20 protein-coding genes are annotated in these 17,332 nt (G+C 39.9%); 7 read left to right on the forward strand and 13 right to left on the reverse strand.

The annotated features are described in order from the left end of the window. Positions 1–59 precede the first annotated feature (59 nt). From purU to AT864_RS12495, 7 genes are all read left to right on the forward strand, one after another. Positions 60–962, forward strand: a complete 903-nt coding sequence (gene purU, locus AT864_RS12465) for a formyltetrahydrofolate deformylase (protein ID WP_066149301.1) — start codon at positions 60–62, stop codon at positions 960–962. A gap of 161 nt (positions 963–1,123) precedes the next feature. Next, positions 1,124–1,498: a helix-turn-helix transcriptional regulator gene (locus AT864_RS12470; protein WP_044742130.1), complete on the forward strand. Its 375-nt coding sequence runs from the start codon at positions 1,124–1,126 to the stop codon at positions 1,496–1,498. Positions 1,499–1,636: 138 nt separating this feature from the next. After that, the gene (locus AT864_RS12475) at positions 1,637–2,515 is read left to right on the forward strand and encodes an AAA family ATPase (protein WP_082741693.1); all 879 of its coding nucleotides are present in this window, start codon (positions 1,637–1,639) and stop codon (positions 2,513–2,515) included. A 10-nt stretch (positions 2,516–2,525) separates the two neighbouring features. Then, positions 2,526–4,448: a nitric oxide reductase activation protein NorD gene (locus tag AT864_RS12480; protein WP_066149305.1), complete on the forward strand. Its 1,923-nt coding sequence runs from the start codon at positions 2,526–2,528 to the stop codon at positions 4,446–4,448. 29 nt (positions 4,449–4,477) lie between these two features. Beyond that, entirely contained in the window at positions 4,478–5,722 is a 1,245-nt protein-coding gene (locus AT864_RS12485; protein ID WP_066149307.1) for a DHH family phosphoesterase, read from the forward strand. 175 nt (positions 5,723–5,897) lie between these two features. Next, positions 5,898–6,503 carry a DUF3298 and DUF4163 domain-containing protein gene (locus AT864_RS12490; protein WP_066149309.1) on the forward strand — a complete coding sequence of 202 codons (606 nt, stop codon included), beginning with the start codon at positions 5,898–5,900 and terminating at the stop codon, positions 6,501–6,503. 89 nt (positions 6,504–6,592) lie between these two features. Beyond that, the gene (locus AT864_RS12495; protein ID WP_369815554.1) at positions 6,593–6,796 is read left to right on the forward strand and encodes a hypothetical protein; all 204 of its coding nucleotides are present in this window, start codon (positions 6,593–6,595) and stop codon (positions 6,794–6,796) included. A gap of 441 nt (positions 6,797–7,237) precedes the next feature. On the opposite strand, the gene AT864_RS12500 is transcribed toward AT864_RS12495, so the two are convergent. The 13 genes from AT864_RS12500 to AT864_RS18735 all read right to left on the reverse strand — a co-directional run. After that, positions 7,238–9,376: an alpha-amylase family glycosyl hydrolase gene (locus AT864_RS12500; protein ID WP_066149313.1), complete on the reverse strand. Its 2,139-nt coding sequence runs from the start codon at positions 9,374–9,376 to the stop codon at positions 7,238–7,240. A gap of 863 nt (positions 9,377–10,239) precedes the next feature. Further along, positions 10,240–11,274, reverse strand: coding sequence for a DUF3231 family protein (locus AT864_RS12505; RefSeq protein ID WP_066149315.1), 1,035 nt, complete (start codon positions 11,272–11,274; stop codon positions 10,240–10,242). Positions 11,275–11,620: 346 nt separating this feature from the next. Then, the gene (locus AT864_RS18375; RefSeq protein WP_066149317.1) at positions 11,621–12,043 is read right to left on the reverse strand and encodes a hypothetical protein; all 423 of its coding nucleotides are present in this window, start codon (positions 12,041–12,043) and stop codon (positions 11,621–11,623) included. Between the two features lie 3 nt (positions 12,044–12,046). Then, the gene (locus tag AT864_RS12515) at positions 12,047–12,445 is read right to left on the reverse strand and encodes an S-layer homology domain-containing protein (RefSeq protein ID WP_066149319.1); all 399 of its coding nucleotides are present in this window, start codon (positions 12,443–12,445) and stop codon (positions 12,047–12,049) included. A 331-nt stretch (positions 12,446–12,776) separates the two neighbouring features. Continuing rightward, the gene (locus AT864_RS17660) at positions 12,777–12,944 is read right to left on the reverse strand and encodes an S-layer homology domain-containing protein (protein WP_082741694.1); all 168 of its coding nucleotides are present in this window, start codon (positions 12,942–12,944) and stop codon (positions 12,777–12,779) included. A gap of 19 nt (positions 12,945–12,963) precedes the next feature. Beyond that, positions 12,964–13,134 carry a hypothetical protein gene (locus AT864_RS18730; protein WP_159719791.1) on the reverse strand — a complete coding sequence of 57 codons (171 nt, stop codon included), beginning with the start codon at positions 13,132–13,134 and terminating at the stop codon, positions 12,964–12,966. Positions 13,135–13,504: 370 nt separating this feature from the next. After that, positions 13,505–13,663: a hypothetical protein gene (locus AT864_RS17955; RefSeq protein ID WP_156450535.1), complete on the reverse strand. Its 159-nt coding sequence runs from the start codon at positions 13,661–13,663 to the stop codon at positions 13,505–13,507. 13 nt (positions 13,664–13,676) lie between these two features. Continuing rightward, a complete protein-coding gene (locus tag AT864_RS12520) occupies positions 13,677–14,543 on the reverse strand; it encodes a permease (protein ID WP_066149321.1) in 867 nt (288 codons plus the stop codon). Positions 14,544–14,624: 81 nt separating this feature from the next. Then, on the reverse strand, positions 14,625–15,071 hold the full coding sequence (locus AT864_RS12525; RefSeq protein ID WP_066149323.1) for a MarR family winged helix-turn-helix transcriptional regulator: 447 nt from the start codon (positions 15,069–15,071) through the stop codon (positions 14,625–14,627). A gap of 136 nt (positions 15,072–15,207) precedes the next feature. Further along, positions 15,208–15,630 (reverse strand): arsenate reductase (thioredoxin), encoded by a 423-nt coding sequence (gene arsC, locus AT864_RS12530; protein WP_066149325.1) that lies wholly within the window; start codon positions 15,628–15,630, stop codon positions 15,208–15,210. A gap of 21 nt (positions 15,631–15,651) precedes the next feature. After that, positions 15,652–16,713, reverse strand: coding sequence for an ACR3 family arsenite efflux transporter (gene arsB / locus AT864_RS12535; protein ID WP_066149327.1), 1,062 nt, complete (start codon positions 16,711–16,713; stop codon positions 15,652–15,654). Between the two features lie 25 nt (positions 16,714–16,738). Then, positions 16,739–17,086: a metalloregulator ArsR/SmtB family transcription factor gene (locus tag AT864_RS12540; protein WP_066149330.1), complete on the reverse strand. Its 348-nt coding sequence runs from the start codon at positions 17,084–17,086 to the stop codon at positions 16,739–16,741. Positions 17,087–17,246: 160 nt separating this feature from the next. Continuing rightward, the coding region (locus tag AT864_RS18735) for an IS3 family transposase (protein WP_369815555.1) at positions 17,247–17,332 on the reverse strand (86 nt) is incomplete at its 5' end.

Genomic DNA, 17,332 nt, shown 5'->3' on the forward strand with positions numbered 1-17,332 from the left:
GGCATGCCAACTGTTTTTTTGTATGATGAGAAGAAATGAAAAAAGAGGGGGATTTTTTTATGCATATTTTTCGAGAACGTCGTTTGCAGACATTTCTGCAAAACTATCAAAATCGTGCCCGTTTATTGATTGCTTGCCCAGATCAGCTGGGCATCGTAGCGGCGGTGACGAGCTTTTTATATGAGCAAGGAGCCAATATTGTCGAATCAAGCCAGTATTCGACCGATCCACAGGGAGGCACCTTTTTCTTGCGGATTGAATTTGACTGCCCGGATATGACGGCAAAGAAAGCAGAAATGGAAAAGGAATTTGCGAAAATTGCTGAGACATTTGAAATGAAGTGGCGTTTAAGTTTACATAACGATTTAAAAAAAATGGCCATTTTTGTTTCAAAAGAAGAGCATTGCTTGCTCGAGCTGTTATGGGAATGGGAGGCAGGAGAACTGCTGGCCGATATCGCTTTTGTGATAAGCAACCATGAACATATGCGCGAGAGCGTGGAAGCTCTCGGGATTCCTTACTATTACATACCCGTGACGAAGGAAGGAAAAAACGAAGCGGAAAGAAAGCAAATCGCGTTATTGAAGGAACATAAGGTAGATACGATTGTCCTTGCCCGTTATATGCAAATTTTATCACCAGCCTTTGTAGCGGAATTCCCGTTTCAAATTATTAACATCCATCATTCATTTTTACCGGCCTTTATTGGCGCCAGACCATATGAACAAGCTTACAGACGAGGAGTGAAACTGATCGGAGCCACTTCTCATTATGTTACAGATGACCTAGATGAAGGACCGATTATTGAACAAGATGTGGCGAGAGTGGATCATCGCTATCATCCAGACGATTTAAAACGGGTTGGACGCATTATTGAAAAAACGGTCCTTGCCAGAGCCTTGAAATGGCATTTAGAAGACAGAGTCATCATCCATGAAAATAAAACCATTGTATTTTCTTGATATTGACCAATAACGGAATGTCCCCATGATCGAGGCGTTCCGTTTTATTTTATGTTAAAATAAACTATGTTCTAAATAAAAACATAAGAAAAAAGCAGGATTTCTGTAAACAAAATGGAATGAATATAAATACAACCTGAAAAGCGAAAGGAGGAAGGCAAATGCGGGAAAAGCGGACGTCAAGCGGGTTTTTGCTGAAGCAGCGAGCCTTTTTAAAGCTGTACTTAATTACATTAACTGAGCAGGAACGCCTTTATGGCCTCAAAATATTAGATGTTCTGCGCCAAGAATTTAAACCGTATGGATATAAGCCGAACCACTCCGAAGTATATAAAGCGCTTCATGATTTAATTGAGGACGGAATTTTGAAGCAAATGAAACAAAAAAAAGAAGGAATGAAGTATCAAGAGGTAGTGTATTACCGTTTTGCTGATGGAGGATATGAGAAAGCAAAGCTATACAAGCGGCAATTAAAAGCCGAATTAGACCGCTGTGAGGCATTGATTCGCAAAGCCATTCAAGATAATTTTAGTTGAGAGGAGGACTTGTTCTCCTCCATATCACTAATTGTTTACATAATGTATTTATATAATACTTACGGTTTCTTTGCATCTAGGCTTGGCATTTAGTAGAATGATATGGTATGCATTTATAAAGAAAGGGCGACGGACACCATGAACGTTCTATCATTGCCTCCAATGATTGAGCAAATGATTCGAGAGCGAAACGAGCAGTTTGCTCGTGAGAAAGATGCGTATCTCATTGGAAAAGGCGGCTATACAGCCGAAAATGAAACGATTGTGTACGATGCGATCATTGCTTTGGCACTCGGGAAAAACGTGCTGCTAAAAGGTCCCACAGGGGCTGGGAAAACAAAACTTGCCGAGACGCTGTCCCACTTATTCGGCCAGCCGATGCATAGTGTGAATTGTTCGGTGGACTTGGATGCAGAAGCGCTTCTTGGCTTTAAGACAATTAATGAACATGATGGAAAAACAGCGATCGAGTTTATCCCTGGTCCAGTGATCCAAGCGATGAAAAAGGGGCATTTATTGTATATTGATGAAATTAATATGGCTAAACCAGAAACGCTTCCTATTTTAAACGGTGTGCTTGATTACCGAAAAATGATTACGAACCCGTTTACTGGAGAGGTAGTAAAGGCAGAAAAAACATTTGGCGTCATTGCGGCGATCAATGAGGGATATGTGGGAACGGTTCCGCTCAATGAAGCGTTGAAAAACCGTTTTGTTGTCATCGATGTTCCATATGTTCAAGGTAGTGCATTGAAAAATGTGTTACAGACACAGAGCCTTTTGAAAGACGAAGCTTTAATCCATCGTTTTGTTACTCTATCGTCTGATTTAATCGCTCAAGTAAGAAATGGACAAATTTCCGAAGAAGCCGCTTCGATCCGCGCTTTAATCGATGCGTGTGATTTAGCGGTCTATTTGCCGCCGCTCAGAGCCATTGAACGCGCCATTATCGATAAACTTGAGGACGAGCGTGAAAAGGCGGCTGTAAGAAATATTGCAGAAACTCTCTTTGAGTGAGGGTGTGAAAATGAAACGGTTCATTCAGTTTAACGATAAAAAAATCGATTCCTTTTTATTCATGCAGCTATCTGATTTAGCGAAGACGCTGACAAAACAAAGTGAGTGGGAAGTTGAGTTCGGCTTTCAATCATATGTTGACTTCCCAGCTCGAAAGCTGTATGTGAGCTATTTTTGGGATAATCGGCCGGAAACAGAAAAGCTGCATGGCTTAAAAACGGATGTATGCCTTCGCGCCATCGGAACCCTTTATTATACCGATATCGACGCAGTGACAGCCTTTATCCAAAAAGCCAATCGATTATCGATGCCCAGCTTTGCGAAGCAACTATTGATGCTGGCTGAAGACTTGCGGCTAGAGGAGCTTTGCAAAAAAGAGCGACCCGGCACGAAAAAGTGGTTTAATACTCGCCGAGATGTGTATCGCCGCTACTTTCAAAGCCAAGCGCAAGCCAACCTGACAAAGAGCGTCTATACGGATGCTCTTTTTGCAGTGCTGTACTTGCTTTTGACATCTGCATCCCCGCTTGAGGATGTACCGTTCATCCATGAACGCATCGATCCAATGATCCCATGGATTCGGCAGACGATCGGCCATTTGTTTGATGCTTCTTCCACGAAAGACATCGCTCGTATCGTTTTGTTGCTTACGGAAGCACTAGAGGATGTGTTGGAACATGATATGTTAAACACGTATTTTTATTTGCCGCAGCATGCGTATAATCAAGAAGAAGCACATATGACATTGGCAGATCTTAAACGAAGCAGCTGTTTAAACAACTGCGATGTGCTTGATAAGCAAAAAAGCGGGGATGAAGACATTCACGATCAAGAGTTGCCGACGTGGCACCGCGAAACGAGCGATATGACAAAAAGCTTTTTGCAGTTTGAATTGGAACAAGGATCTCGGACCCATTTGTTAGGAAAAGGCGGACGGCCGGGAGAAGATGGTGACCAGGCGTTAGGAATGGTTCAAGGCTCTGCACAAAAAAGCAGCCGGAATGAGTACACAAGACCAATCAGCCTTGAGAGGAAGCAGGATGTCCGACAATCCGGCGGCGGTGAAGCTTATGGCAAAGAAAACCGGCATGCGGAAGCGATCTTTCTCACTCCGCATTCTCCTTCTGTCCAAGAACAGGCAGAATATGAGAAAAAGAAGCTTGAGATTATCGCTTATCAAAAAAAGTTGAAAAAAATGATAGAAAAAACATTAGAGCATAAGCAAGCATTGCCACGAACCGATCTGCACTTTGGCCGCTTGCATAAAAAGCTTCTCCGGCTTTGGACAGATGAGCAGCCGCGCCTTTTTTATAAAAAGCGAACCCCTTCTCCGGAACTGGACGCGGTCTTTACCCTTTTAGTCGACTGTTCCGCCTCCATGTACGATAAGATGGAGGAAACGAAGCGGGGAATTATTTTATTTCATGAATCACTAAAATCCGTGCGGGTGTTCCACGAAGTTGTCGGCTTTTGGGAAGATTCCAACGAAGCGATGGAAACGAAGCAACCGAATTATTTCCAAACGGTGATCTCCTTTTCCGAATCGTTAAAGAAACAGACAGGACCAGAAATTCTTCAGCTTGAGCCTCAAGAGGATAATCGCGACGGTTTTGCCATCCGGCTTATGACAGAGCAGCTGCTGCGGCGTACGGAGAAACAAAAATGTTTATTAGTGTTTTCAGATGGAGAGCCGGCGGCATATCACTATGAACAAAACGGCATTATCGACACTCATGAAGCAGTGCTTGAGGCACGAAAAAGAGGAATTGAAGTGCTGAATGTATTTTTAGCAAATGGAGAAATTACGGAAGAACAGCAGCGAACGATCCAGAATATTTACGGAAAACATTGCATCATCGTCTCGAATGTTGAACAGCTGCCAGACATTCTGTTCCCTCTATTGAAAAAATTACTGCATAAAAGCTTGGTATAAATAAAGAAGATAAGGGGGATGTTTCGCTGATGATGAAATTATTTACTGACAGCGATTTAGATGGGGTAGGTTGCGGTTTATTAGCTACTCTTGCCTTTGGAAGCGAGGTTGATGTTTCCTACTGTTCGTATCGAAATTTGAACGAACGGGTAAGGAGTTTTCTTGAGAATCGTCAACATGATTCCGCATTTGTATGGATCACCGATTTAGCTGTCAATCATGAGATAGAAGAAATGCTGGACCACCGATTTAAAACCGGCAAGCATGTACAAATGATTGATCATCACATCACGGCTCTTCATTTTAATCGACATCCATGGGGATGGGTGGTACCTGTAGATGAATGCGGAAAGAAGACATGTGCTACTTCTTTGTTTTATGAATATCTCATTCGGGAACAAAGATTAGAAAGAAAAGAAATATTGGATGAATTCGTTGAACTTGTCCGTCAATATGACACGTGGGAATGGGATGAAAATAACAATGTACAGGCGAAGCATTTAAATGATTTATTATCTATGCTTGGCATTGATGAGTTTGTTAGGCAAATGCTCGAACGACTACAAAAGGAGTCATCGTTTGCGTTTACTGATTTAGAAGCGTTTGTGCTGCAAATCGAAGAAAAGAAAATCCAACGCTATATTCGCCTTAAACAAAAGCAAATCGTTCAAACATGGATTGAAGGTCGTTGTGTCGGGATTGTTTTTGCAGAACAGTATATATCAGAATTAGGAAATGCTTTATCTAAACGACTTCCTCATCTAGATATGATTGCGATGGTCAATCCGGGAACAAAGCATATCGGCTTTCGCACTACCCATGATGAGGTGAACGTCGCAGAATTTGCCCAAAGATTTGGCGGAGGCGGCCATCCAAAAGCTTCAGGCTGTTCAGCCGATGCGGATGCGTTTCTGCGCTTTGCCGCACCTGCTTTTCAGCTTCCTCCGGTTTATCTTGATGCTGAACAAAACCGTTTCAATCAGAAGGAGCATGTTGCGGGAATCTTCTTTAAAAATCATCAAGATCAGTGGCTTTTGGCTGCTTTTTGCGATGAGCAGAAAAAATGGAAGGTATGGGGAGCTGCTTTAGTGCCTGCGGTTTCTTTTTCTACGTTTGAAGAAGCGGAACGATGGATGAAACGAAGCTTTGCTGCAGGCATAGCGGATGATGCGTTGGTGATCGATTATTTATGCCAGCAATTATCGTGGTCAAAGGATGAAGTAATGGCCCGCTATACAGAAGCTGTGGAACAATATAAAAACCAACACAACTGAGAGTGAAAAGATCTCAGCAACTTTTTTAACGTGTGGCGCTTTCGCTACACGTTTTTTATTGCGATTGAATATGGTGGAAAACAGGGAAGTAGCACAACACGAAAAGCTTGGAGCGGAAGAGATCGTTTTTTTCTTAATATTAAATAATAAATAATGGAAAGGGAGGAAACCACATATGGTTGTAGATATACCTGTCCAAATTCGGACTGCACATGTAAAACAAAAGCGAATGGAGTTATATTATCCGATTGTATACGGATTGCCAAATAAAGAGGCAGAGCACAAAATCAATTATGAAATTACGTCGTTAATGAAAAAATTAATGGTTCAGCAAGGATTTTATCAAAATCCGCTAACGGAGATCACAGGAAGCTATGAGTTGAAAACGAACGAAAGAGGCGTGTTAAGCTTAACTCTGAGCAACTATGCTTATTCAGGAGGAGCTCATGGAATGACCGTCGTAAAAGGTCTGACCTTTGATACGAAAACAGGCAAGAAATATTCCCTTCATGAGTTATTTTTACCTCAAGCCGATTATGTTAAGGCATTATCAAGTATCGTAGCAAAACAAATTAAAGAGCGGGATATTTTTCTTTTAAATCCGCCTTTTAAGGAGATATCTTCAAATCAAGACTTTTATATCTCAGATAAGGCTCTTGTGCTTTTTTATCAATTGTATGAATTGACCGCCTATGCATATGGAATCCCTTACTTTCCGATTTCTGTGTATGAAATTCAACCGCTCATTAACGAGCAGTCTCCATTAGGAAAAATGCTTTAATGTAAAAATGGTTGATAAAAAGTTAACACAACTGTAACAGTTTATTAGTTTTAATGGACACAGATTTTCTCTATAATAGTAGATAGGAGGTGAGATTATTGAAACAGTATGTATTTGTTTTTTATACAGATCATCCGAAGGGATCGATGTGGGAAGAAACAATTCATGCAGCTGGCATGATGGAAGCGTTTTTAAAAGCAAAAAAACTTTTAGCAGCATACGAAAAAGAAAAACAGGCTTCCGTTCGTGTTCAATATAAAGGTGTGCGCTACCACAGTATCGATATTGCTTAATTCTCTTGGAAGGATTGAATCGCAATGCTTCAAACACATCCATACATCAACAGCGTAAAAGACATTGACGAGCAGTGGATCCGTGTAGAAATCATCATGGAAAGCCGCTGCACGTTTCATTTTTCTTTTTTGTCTCAATTTAATGAGTTTACTTCATATTTGAGATAATTCTCGTATAACTTCCTATAATTTATATTATGTAAACTAAAATCTGAAAATATAAAAGTAGTTATTCGCTACTTAACTTCCCTTTCTTTCTCGATGAGTTACTGATGAAGATGTTTCATGAGTTTTATCCCAATGAAAAAGAGAAGCAAAGATAAAAGACCTCCCCTTTAGTTAGCCTAAAGGGGATTTTGATATCCTTACTGCTTATATGTTTGTGAGGATACAAGGAAGCTTCAGTTATTCTTCGGACAAAGGATTGTATATCTTTCTTAATTAATACTGCCAGTTTACATTTACTGTTCCTGTTGTACTCGTAGGTGTAGTGTAAACGTGATTGGAACCGCTTTCCCAAATAACATTGCCACTTCCGTCTTTTTTAATAAACTTAAACTCAATTGTCTTTCCTTCTGGTACGCTGACATCAACATACCATGTAGGATAGGAGTAAATAACTTGGTTAAATAATGGACCAATTGCTTTGCTTGTATTCCAATTGCCAAGTTCATGCACATTACCGACAAGATAAACGTTTTCTCCCCAGTTTGTGTTGGCGTTGTTTACAACAAAACGAACAGATACTTGGTCATTCGTTAATACTTCAAAATTATCATAGGCAGCGCTCACTTGCCCTCCGGATGTTTGGACGGTAATGTTATATTTTCCTGCAGGTATATTCGGTACAGTTACAGTGATTTGATTGTTAGACCAAGACACTACGGATGCGACTGTGTTTCCGAATTTCACGGTACCAACATTTGTTCCGAATCCTTCACCGTCAATGGTTAATTTGTGACCGACCTGCCCCATCATCGGTCCAATATGACCAATAATTGGCGCACTTTCTGCTGCGCTATATGTCCATACACCAACTTCCCCTGGTCCTAAGTCAAATGCGTTAACTGCTCCATTTGAACCGACTTGAATTGTATTTCCGTCTAAAAGAGCGCCAAGCTGATCCGTATAGGTTCCTGATGGTAATGCTGTAAATAGGCCAGTAATCGAATAGCTTTTGCTTAAACTGCGATTAACAGCGACTAATACAACATCTTTTCCAAACTGTCTCTCATAAATGTATACATCACTACTATTAATCCATCTCTGTTCTGTATCACCATAAGAGAGCGCCGGATTGCTTCGTCGAAGGGAAGATAGTTTCTGAATTACTTGATAAGCACGGGTATTTTTATTAAATGAAGTCATCATTTTACGGTTATTAGGATCACCGTTTCCAGTCATATATTGTTCCGTACCATAATAAATATTCGGCACACCACGGGATGTCAATAAAACGGCGAGTGCTATATCAACCTTGCGTGGATCTCCCTCGTCAACCATAAACCGATCCATATCATGATTGTCTATAAATGTTACTTGATCGATAACCTCATCGTATGCCGATGCTGTATCTTGAATCATTTGGTTAAATCCATACCAATCATCGCTGTTATTGCGCAATACTTGGCGAAGCTTTTGTCCGAAACGAAAATCAAGTAAACTCATTCCACTTTCATTCGCGAAGAAGTGATTATTGGAATCAACTTCATTTTCTGACAAAAACCATTCCCCAAATGTAAAGACAGGACGATAGTCATAAACCTCATCCATGAACGATTTTTGCCAGCCGAATGGCATGTGCTTAACCGCATCCATGCGGATACCGTCAATCCCCATATCGAGCCACAATTTTATCGCATCTTTTAAATATTTATCAATAAATTGATTTTGATGATTAAAGTCTGCCAAATCAAACAAATTCCGATAAATACCATCCTCTAAGTTTGAAAACGTCGTTCCGCCATTGTGATGGAAATAACTATTGGTATCATTTGTGTAACCACCAATTAACGTACCGTTATCATAAAGACGACCATTTTCCATATAAGAAGGATTAGTTTCTGAAGCAGGAGAAGTATGATTCGGTGCAAAGTCAATGATTACTTTTATTCCTTTAGCATGTGCGGCATCGACTAAGCGTTGGAAATCACTTAGGGTACCGAAGAAGGGGTTCGTCTTTTTAAAGTCACGTGCCCAATAACCGTGGTATGATGTAGAGCCATCGGCATCGTTCATAACAGCAAATACATTTTCCACTGGTTGGGATATCCATATCGCTGTTACACCCATTTCTGTTAAATATCCATCGTTAATTTTGTTAATAATACCTTGCCAATCACCACCGCAATACTTGCGTAAATTCGTACATCCTGAGCTAAATAAGGATCCACTTGGATTATTAGATGTATTTCCATCCACAAAGCGGTCTACCACAATTTGATAAACAATATCCGATGTAAAGTTTACCTTATTAAGATTTCCAGCTGCTTCAACGGTAACTTTCTGTGTATCAGAAACCAAAAAAAATGCGCTGAATACAAGTGACATGCTCAAAACCACCGAAAGCCATCTTTTCATGCAATGATCCTCCTTATACTTAATAATAGCTTTTAAAATGGTAGAGTTGCTAAGGATGACCTCACCTCCTAATATATAAAAACCCCGTCATATCAATAAAGATACGACGGGGTTGTGTTTCCATCTCCAATCAATGAAAACAAGCATTGCCCTCAGATTGAAACACCAACAACGAAGTCATTTTTATAATATTCTGTCTGTTATTTCTTGTCAAGACGGTAAGTGGCAAGGAAGGTAAAAAGGAACAAGAATTATTATTTCGTCTTAAGAAGTTGTTTTCCAACTCCCTTTCCCCGGCTCACATCTCGAACATACGCACTCACCTCTCAGCGATCTGATACCTTACTTTTACACCAGCCTTTAATGCCTTCTTCATCTTCAGCGACTACACATAAATTTGCGGCAATAGTCGATTCCCATTTTTCTAATGACGGTACTGTCGTTTCAACGTTGCTTGTCCTGCCGCAATTCCTTGCTTGTAAATTTCCTTAACTTGCAGCAATCCTCTATATTAAAAATCCCTCCTTATTTTCATTTTCGTTAAATTTGTAAGCATTATGTCATTATTTTAATCTTAATTTTTGTTAAGATATCTTTTTCGACATGATATACACTTTGACCATTCATATAACTTCATTCATGTTCTAATTTGTTTATCAAACTTTTTGCTTCTTTAGCATCTCCCTTTAAATACAATTATAGTTCCCTTCTGCCTATTTGAAGGGAACCTCCGCATGGCTAAAAATATAAACGAAGCTAAAAAACATCAACTGCTAATGGTGAACGTCTTGAAAAGTAATCACGCGATGGTTAATTTGGTGACTTTTGCTTTTTTGAAATCACATCACATTCCTCTTCTTTTATTATTGTTCTGTGGCAAGTGCTTCTCTATCCTCCGCCATTGGTGGCTGTTCCACCCATTTGTTTTTAATCATCAAACTAAACGCATCCTTCATATACTGCGCAAGTTCCGCCATGAACCTTGCGTAATGAAGGGATAAGTCCGCGCGCTGGCAAGATCCTATCGCTGTTCCATACAGAGACAAGGTAGTAGAACCAAAAAGGGTCTTATGATACATCATCAAGCGATCAGAAAAAGGGGCAACGGTAGAATTTGTAATTTCCGCTTCCTCTGATTTTGGAGTAGAGAGCTGTTCTTGAGATAAGATGGATTCCATGACTTCAACTTGTTTCGTGTAAATTTCTACCCCTCTCCATAAATGTTTGCTGACTTCTTTGGATTGAGCTACTTGAGCGAAAGCCATCGTAAAGGCTTTGCTTAGCTGAATTTTTTTCAAATCCCAATATACATGGCTAATCTCTATACAGCTGAGCGGCCTTTTTCCTCCTAGAAAACTTCCCATAAAACGTTTACTTTCAATAAACTCCACCTCTTTACGAGGATAGATGTATGGGGGCCTTGATACAAATCCTTTTTGCAATAGTAGATCGATGGACTGATTAAAGAGTTCCATCGATTCATCTTCACATTGAATAAAGTAATCCCTTACATCTTTACGTATCGCTGTGGCGATGGCACCAGCATACAAAGCCATCCCGTTAACCGCCATCAAGTACGTGTAAGTTAAACAAATTTCGTCTGAAAACAGCCTAGGAGCACTCAGATTGACATCGGCCTCATTAAATCCGTGAGGAATCGGGAACTCATCTTGACTTAAATAGTCCTTTACTTTTGTTATGTGGCTCTCTGCTAATTTAAAGGCAAACTCTAGAATAGGACGAATAGATGCATCCTTCACAATATTCAACATGTATTTGTAAACACAAATGGCCATTGTGTCACTTTGATATTGCGACCAAAGGGCAGCAATTTCTGGGGCGGTTAGCCTTATATAATGGGGTGTTTGTTTGCTTACATTGTCAATCTGCTGGTTCATATGTTGTATCCCTCCACCAATCTTTGTTTCGTGTATGTATTATTATGCACAGAAACAGATTTCTCATATGTGGTATTATTCCCGTTGATTTGTAAAATAACATAAATAAAAATCATGTCGTTTATGCATACTACTTTTAATTATGGATTAAGCACGATTTGGCCATTCCTAAATAAATAAGACAGGAAGCTTATTTGCTCCTGTCAAGTTTATTTTTTAAAACATGGATTTTAGTTTATAAAAGAAAATTAACCAATTAGGGATCATATATGATGGGAAAGTTAGATAACAATTCTGCTTTTCGATTCCTCGTTTATTGTATGAATTTGACCCATTTCTTCTCCTCTTATCTATAACTAAATGTAACAATGATTTCGGACTGAAAAGCTTCAACATTTACCTGAAGGTTATCAATTTTTTTAGTGCCTAAATTTTTCATGAAAGTCTCTAGGCTATTGTAATTCATCCAAAACTCCTGATGTGAGTGATAAAGAGGGTACACATACGCAAATACCTTTTCCCCTGTTCCTTGTCCAAATAAGGCCTCCGAACTGGTTTTTAATTTGTCTTTAATGTATGTTTCAGTGTATTCCCCTTTTATCCGATTGTGATAGTCATCCCAAAGACGATTGATGAACAAGGAGATGACAATTTTATCACTATAATTAGGATAATAAGGCTTTTGATAGGATTGGTCCCACATTAGAAAAGAAAAATTATAATAAGATTTTGCTATAAAGGCGGGATTTCTCCCAAATCGAATCGCCACTCTCTACTCTGCCGCGTTGCTAGAATTGTAGGATACTTTTGTGTAATAGCGGGTATCTACCAGTGACTGTACCACGCTGTAAATTTGCCGATGGATGTACGGGTTGATTTTGCTGCTAGGCAATTTTGGGTTCATGTTGTCAAAATAGAAAGCGCCATTTTTCACTTGGAAGGTTTCAAATGAGAGAAGGTCTTTGTATTTTTCCGGATTAAAAGGACTGCCCGTTAAAGCGCGATAAATGAACGCTGCCATTTGGGCTCGCGTGACATAATGGTTGGGCTTGAAGGTTAAATCCATATATCCGTTAGTGACCTCGCTTGCGGCCAATTTATCGATATAGGAATATGCCCAGAACTTAGCGTTTACGTCTTTAAAATCTACCGGATAGTCGCCTTTTAACATTCTTCAGTCGAGAAGTCTCCCACTTCTAAATCTTGCGAAGCTTGATGAAAGTGGGAGATGAATCGACTTCGGACAAGGACAGGCTTTTGCCTGTTCAATTGTCTGACCCTGTGGTAAAATAAACCTATGTCGTTCTTTCATAACTGGATATAGGAGGTTGCATGGAGAAAATAAAATGCGAAAACCAAGCGGATCCTTCCATGCGTAAAATATCCAAGGTACAAAAGAACTCCGAATTGTCGGACATCTAGGGTTGGAACGACCCGAAGTCACGCTCAGGGAGACGAAAGGCGGCTTTCGTCGTGGAACTGAGAAGCTCCCACTTCAAGCTTTAGCTAAGTGGTGAGTAGTTCACATGAAAGGCCTCTACAAGCACTTTGGCCATTTGCGCGCGAGTTAATGGTTTATCCGGACCGAATTTGCCGCTATCATCCCCTTTGAAAATTCCTTCGTTAACGGCCGCTTTGATATAATCATAATCCGGATGGTCTTTAGCCATATCAGGGAAATGAACATCCTTATACTTCGGGATTGTTGATATTTAGTTTTAAGGCTTTAACGAGCATTCTAGCGGCTTTTGCCCGTGTAATATTCTCATTTGGACAATGGCTGTTTCCCTTTAGGACTTCTGCAATCCCTTGATTCAACAGATATTGAATTTCCTCAAAAGCCCAATAAGCCGAATTCACGTCGTTAAATGCCTTGATTTGAGCGGCTTCAACACGTGTAGGCTGCTGAATATTTTCCCACTATAAGACTTAACCCACAAATCACAGGAACTATTTTTTTTATGTAACTCCCCCATTTCTAATAGTTGGTGTTTGGCTAGTTGTTTTTTTATTATTTAGCACATAGTTCTATATTTTAAATAAGCGATGTAGATAAAAAAGAAGGATCTCTTTTACATTAGCTCCTGTAAATCTTACCTACCATGGCTCTATCTGTTTTGTATTATTCCTTCTGGATGACATGGCACACTCTAAATCTATCCATTCGACTCTCCTGATATTTTCTTCAGGTGATTTTCAAGTCGAGTTGCTCGAATGCTTTTTTGTCCTATTAGCAGCTCTCACAGCTAGATGCAGGAGAGCAACATTCCCGATCCATCTGCTTGTTTTTGTCCAAATTTTTCTCCGTTTCTTTCACTTCAACAATTTGGATATCGCAACAACCTTTGCTTTCTTCGGATTTGCCAAATAGAACTTTCAACATGTTCATCTAAAATACCTCCTTATATCACATAAAATAACCATCCTGATAATGTGGCCATTGTTATGACAGAACCGATAAACGCAGCAATAAGCTTCTTGTTAAAGATGCTGTGCAATAATGTAATCTCTGGCAAGCTTGCACCGGCTGAACTAATCATCAACGCCATGATAGGTCCCAATGCCATCCCTTTGGCGAGCAACATTTGTGAAATAGGAATCATTGTGGAAAGACGAATATACAATGGAATTCCGATGATTGCTGCCAGCGGAACAAGCCACCATTTATCACCTCCCATATAGGTCGAAATCCATTTGGACGGCACCACTCCATGAATTATGGCCCCAATGCCTGCGCCAACAAGTAAATATGGATAAACGTTTTTCATGAGCTGAAACGTCTCTTGAAGAGCTTCTTTTATGTTGCGCTTTTTGCCAAGGCGCATTTCTCCTTTCACAATGACCTGTTTCACTTGATGTTCGAATCGGAATTTTTCAAGTGCAAAACCAATGAGAATGGACATGATAGCGGTGATTATCGTATAAGCAAGCGCTACTTTTACTCCAAGTATCGTCGCCATGAGGGTTAATATGGTTGGGTCTAGCACAGGCGAAGCAAATAGAAATACCATTACAATCCCAAAACGGACTTGCTGATTTAGAAGTGATACAACAACCGGTATCGTTGAACAGGAGCAAAACGGCGTAATAAAAGCAAATGCTATAGCAATCCCTGCTCCTAATAATGGGTGATGCTTTGTTAAGAAATATGTCATTTTGGCATAAGGGATATAGCCTTCTAAAAAGTTAATGATGAATGAAATACTAAAAAACAAAAGAGTCAATTCAAACATAATATAAAGAAAATCTTGAAGAGCAGCTATGCTCATGGACAATCCCCCATTGCGTTTATTTTATTTGCAAAATACAAATATTTGTTTTAATGATTGGCAAGCCTTATTAGACTTGCCTTAAAACAAGGGTTTACAACAAACGCTCGATTTCGCCATGCATTCATTCAGTAATTTAATCGAACGAATCACGGTTTCTTTCTCAAATTCAGTCATACGCGAAAATACCTCGGCTAAATATTGATTGATTTCTCGATCAATGGTTGTTGCAATAAACTTTCCTTGGGTTGTTAAGGACAGCGTGTATACGCGTCTATCTTCAGGGGATGGCTCTTTTTTTACAAGCCCCATTTTCACTAAATTTTGAATTTGCCTGCTGAATGTTGTGATATCCATTGCTAATATATCGGCTATTTGCTGCATGGAAGGAGAATGATGCTTATCAATTTCATAAAGAATATGGCTTTGAGCCAGCGAAATATCTACAGGATCAATGGAACAGCAATTTTTATTCAGCAATCCGAAACGACGTGTCATCACCTGAAACAGCTCTCTAATGTTTTCCATTTTTTTCACCTCTATCATTATTTATATCATTTTATTTGTAAATTGCAACATTTTTTTATTTAAAAAAAGCAGCTTTTTGACTGTATCAACTTCAATAAAAACAGCCGAGAAGAATCTTCTCGGCTGTTTTTCAGTGTTATTCTCCTGTTTCAGAAAATGTTTTGATGCGAGCGCCAATTTCATCACGAACACGCTGAAATACAGCCCATTTTTCTTCCTCGGTTCCTTCCGCCTTCGCAGGATCATCAAATCCCCAATGTACGCGCTTCACATGTGGCGGTGTTACCGGACAGTGATCGGCTGCATGGCCGCATAATGTTACGACTAAATCTGCTTGATTTAAAATTTCAGGATCAATGACGTCGGATGTTTGGCTAGAAATATCAATTCCTACTTCTTTCATGGCTTTTACTGCGCTCGGATTAAGTCCATGAGCTTCGATACCTGCACTATAAACGTCCCATTCATCACCAAGGTATTTTTTGGCCCATCCTTCGGCCATTTGGCTACGGCAAGAGTTTCCTGTGCATAAGAAGTAAATGGTCTTTTTATCTTGCAATTTTTACCCCACCTTTTGTTGTTAGTATGATACAGATTCTGTTTTGAAGTATTTTCGTTGAAACCGTAGTGCCACGTTGACCAGCGCGATCATAATCGGCACTTCCACAAGCGGTCCAATAACAGCTGCAAAGGCTGCGCCCGAATGGATTCCAAATACACCAACAGCGACGGCAATGGCTAATTCAAAGTTATTGCTTCCGGCTGTAAAGGCAAGGGTTGTCGTTATAGGGTAGCTCGCGCCAATTTTCCTTCCCAAGAAGAAGGAAACAAAGAACATCAACACAAAGTAAATGAGCAATGGAATGGCCACTCTCACGACATCCAATGGCAAGCTGACAATAACCTCTCCTTTTAATGAGAACATGACGATAATCGTATATAACAGTGAAATGAATGTAATCGGACTGATGTTTGGAATGAATACGTTTTCGTACCATTGCTTTCCCCTTGCTTGTACCAAGATAAAGCGCGTGATCATTCCGCCGAGAAACGGGATTCCTAAGTAAATGAACACGGACTTCGCGACTTCCATCATCGTGATATGAATGCCAACACCTTCTAATCCTAGCCATTCTGGAATGATTGTTACAAACACATACGCGTAAATCGAGAAAAAGAGCATTTGAAATACAGAATTAAATGCTACGAGTCCAGCTGCATACTCTCGATCCCCCTTTGCTAAATCATTCCAGACGATCACCATCGCAATACAACGAGCCAGGCCAATCAGGATCAGTCCGACCATATATTCAGGCTTATCCGGCAAAAATACAATGGCCAATACAAACATTAAAATTGGTCCAATGATCCAATTTTGGATAAGGGACAAAACCAATATTTTTAGATCTTTAAATACGCGTCCCATCTCTTCATAACGAACTTTAGCTAACGGAGGATACATCATTAAAATTAAACCAACAGCAATTGGAATGTATGTCGTTCCCGTCTGTAAACGGTTCATCTTCTCTACAAAGTCTGGAAAGAAGAAACCCATCCCCATTCCCGCTGCCATCGCGAGAAAAATCCAAAGCGTTAAGTATCGATCCAAGAACGATAGCCGCTTTCTTTTCGTATTATTCATCTTTCCTCTCCTCATTTCATGTAGATTAACAGCCGCAACGAAGCGTAGGATTGGTTTCTTCGATCCTACGGATATTCTCGGTTTGATCGGGAATATGTTGTAAAATAGCCTCCATCAAATCATATTCCTTGTTTTGTGGATGAAGAGAATAGTAAATCCACTGTCCCCTTCTCTCCTCTTTGATTAATCCGGCATCCTTCAACTTACGAAGATGTTGACTCACAGATGGCTGGCTCATATTAAACACTTCAAGAAGCTCACAAACACAACATTCCCGCTGTTTTAAAATAGCGACAATGGTTAAGCGGGTTTTATCGCCTAACAATTTTAAAATATGCGCTGCTTTTTCGATTTCCCAAGCGGTCTCACTCATCAACTCTCCTCCCTTTTTAAGTCTTGCTGTAGAAATAGAAGACGTAAAATCATTCTCCAATCACTGAATATAATCATATAAGCATATACTTATATAAAGCAAGTGAGGATAAGAAATCTTGGACCTCTGTCAATAGATTGGACAGCCAGAATCGAGAAAATTACGCAATTTGACCGTACATTTGTTCGTATTGAAAAGGTGTAAGATACCCGATAGCGGAATGTACGCGTTTCCGGTTGTAGAAAA

This window comes from Anoxybacillus sp. P3H1B (assembly GCF_001560855.1).
Lineage (GTDB): Bacteria > Bacillota > Bacilli > Bacillales > Anoxybacillaceae > Anoxybacteroides > Anoxybacteroides rupiense.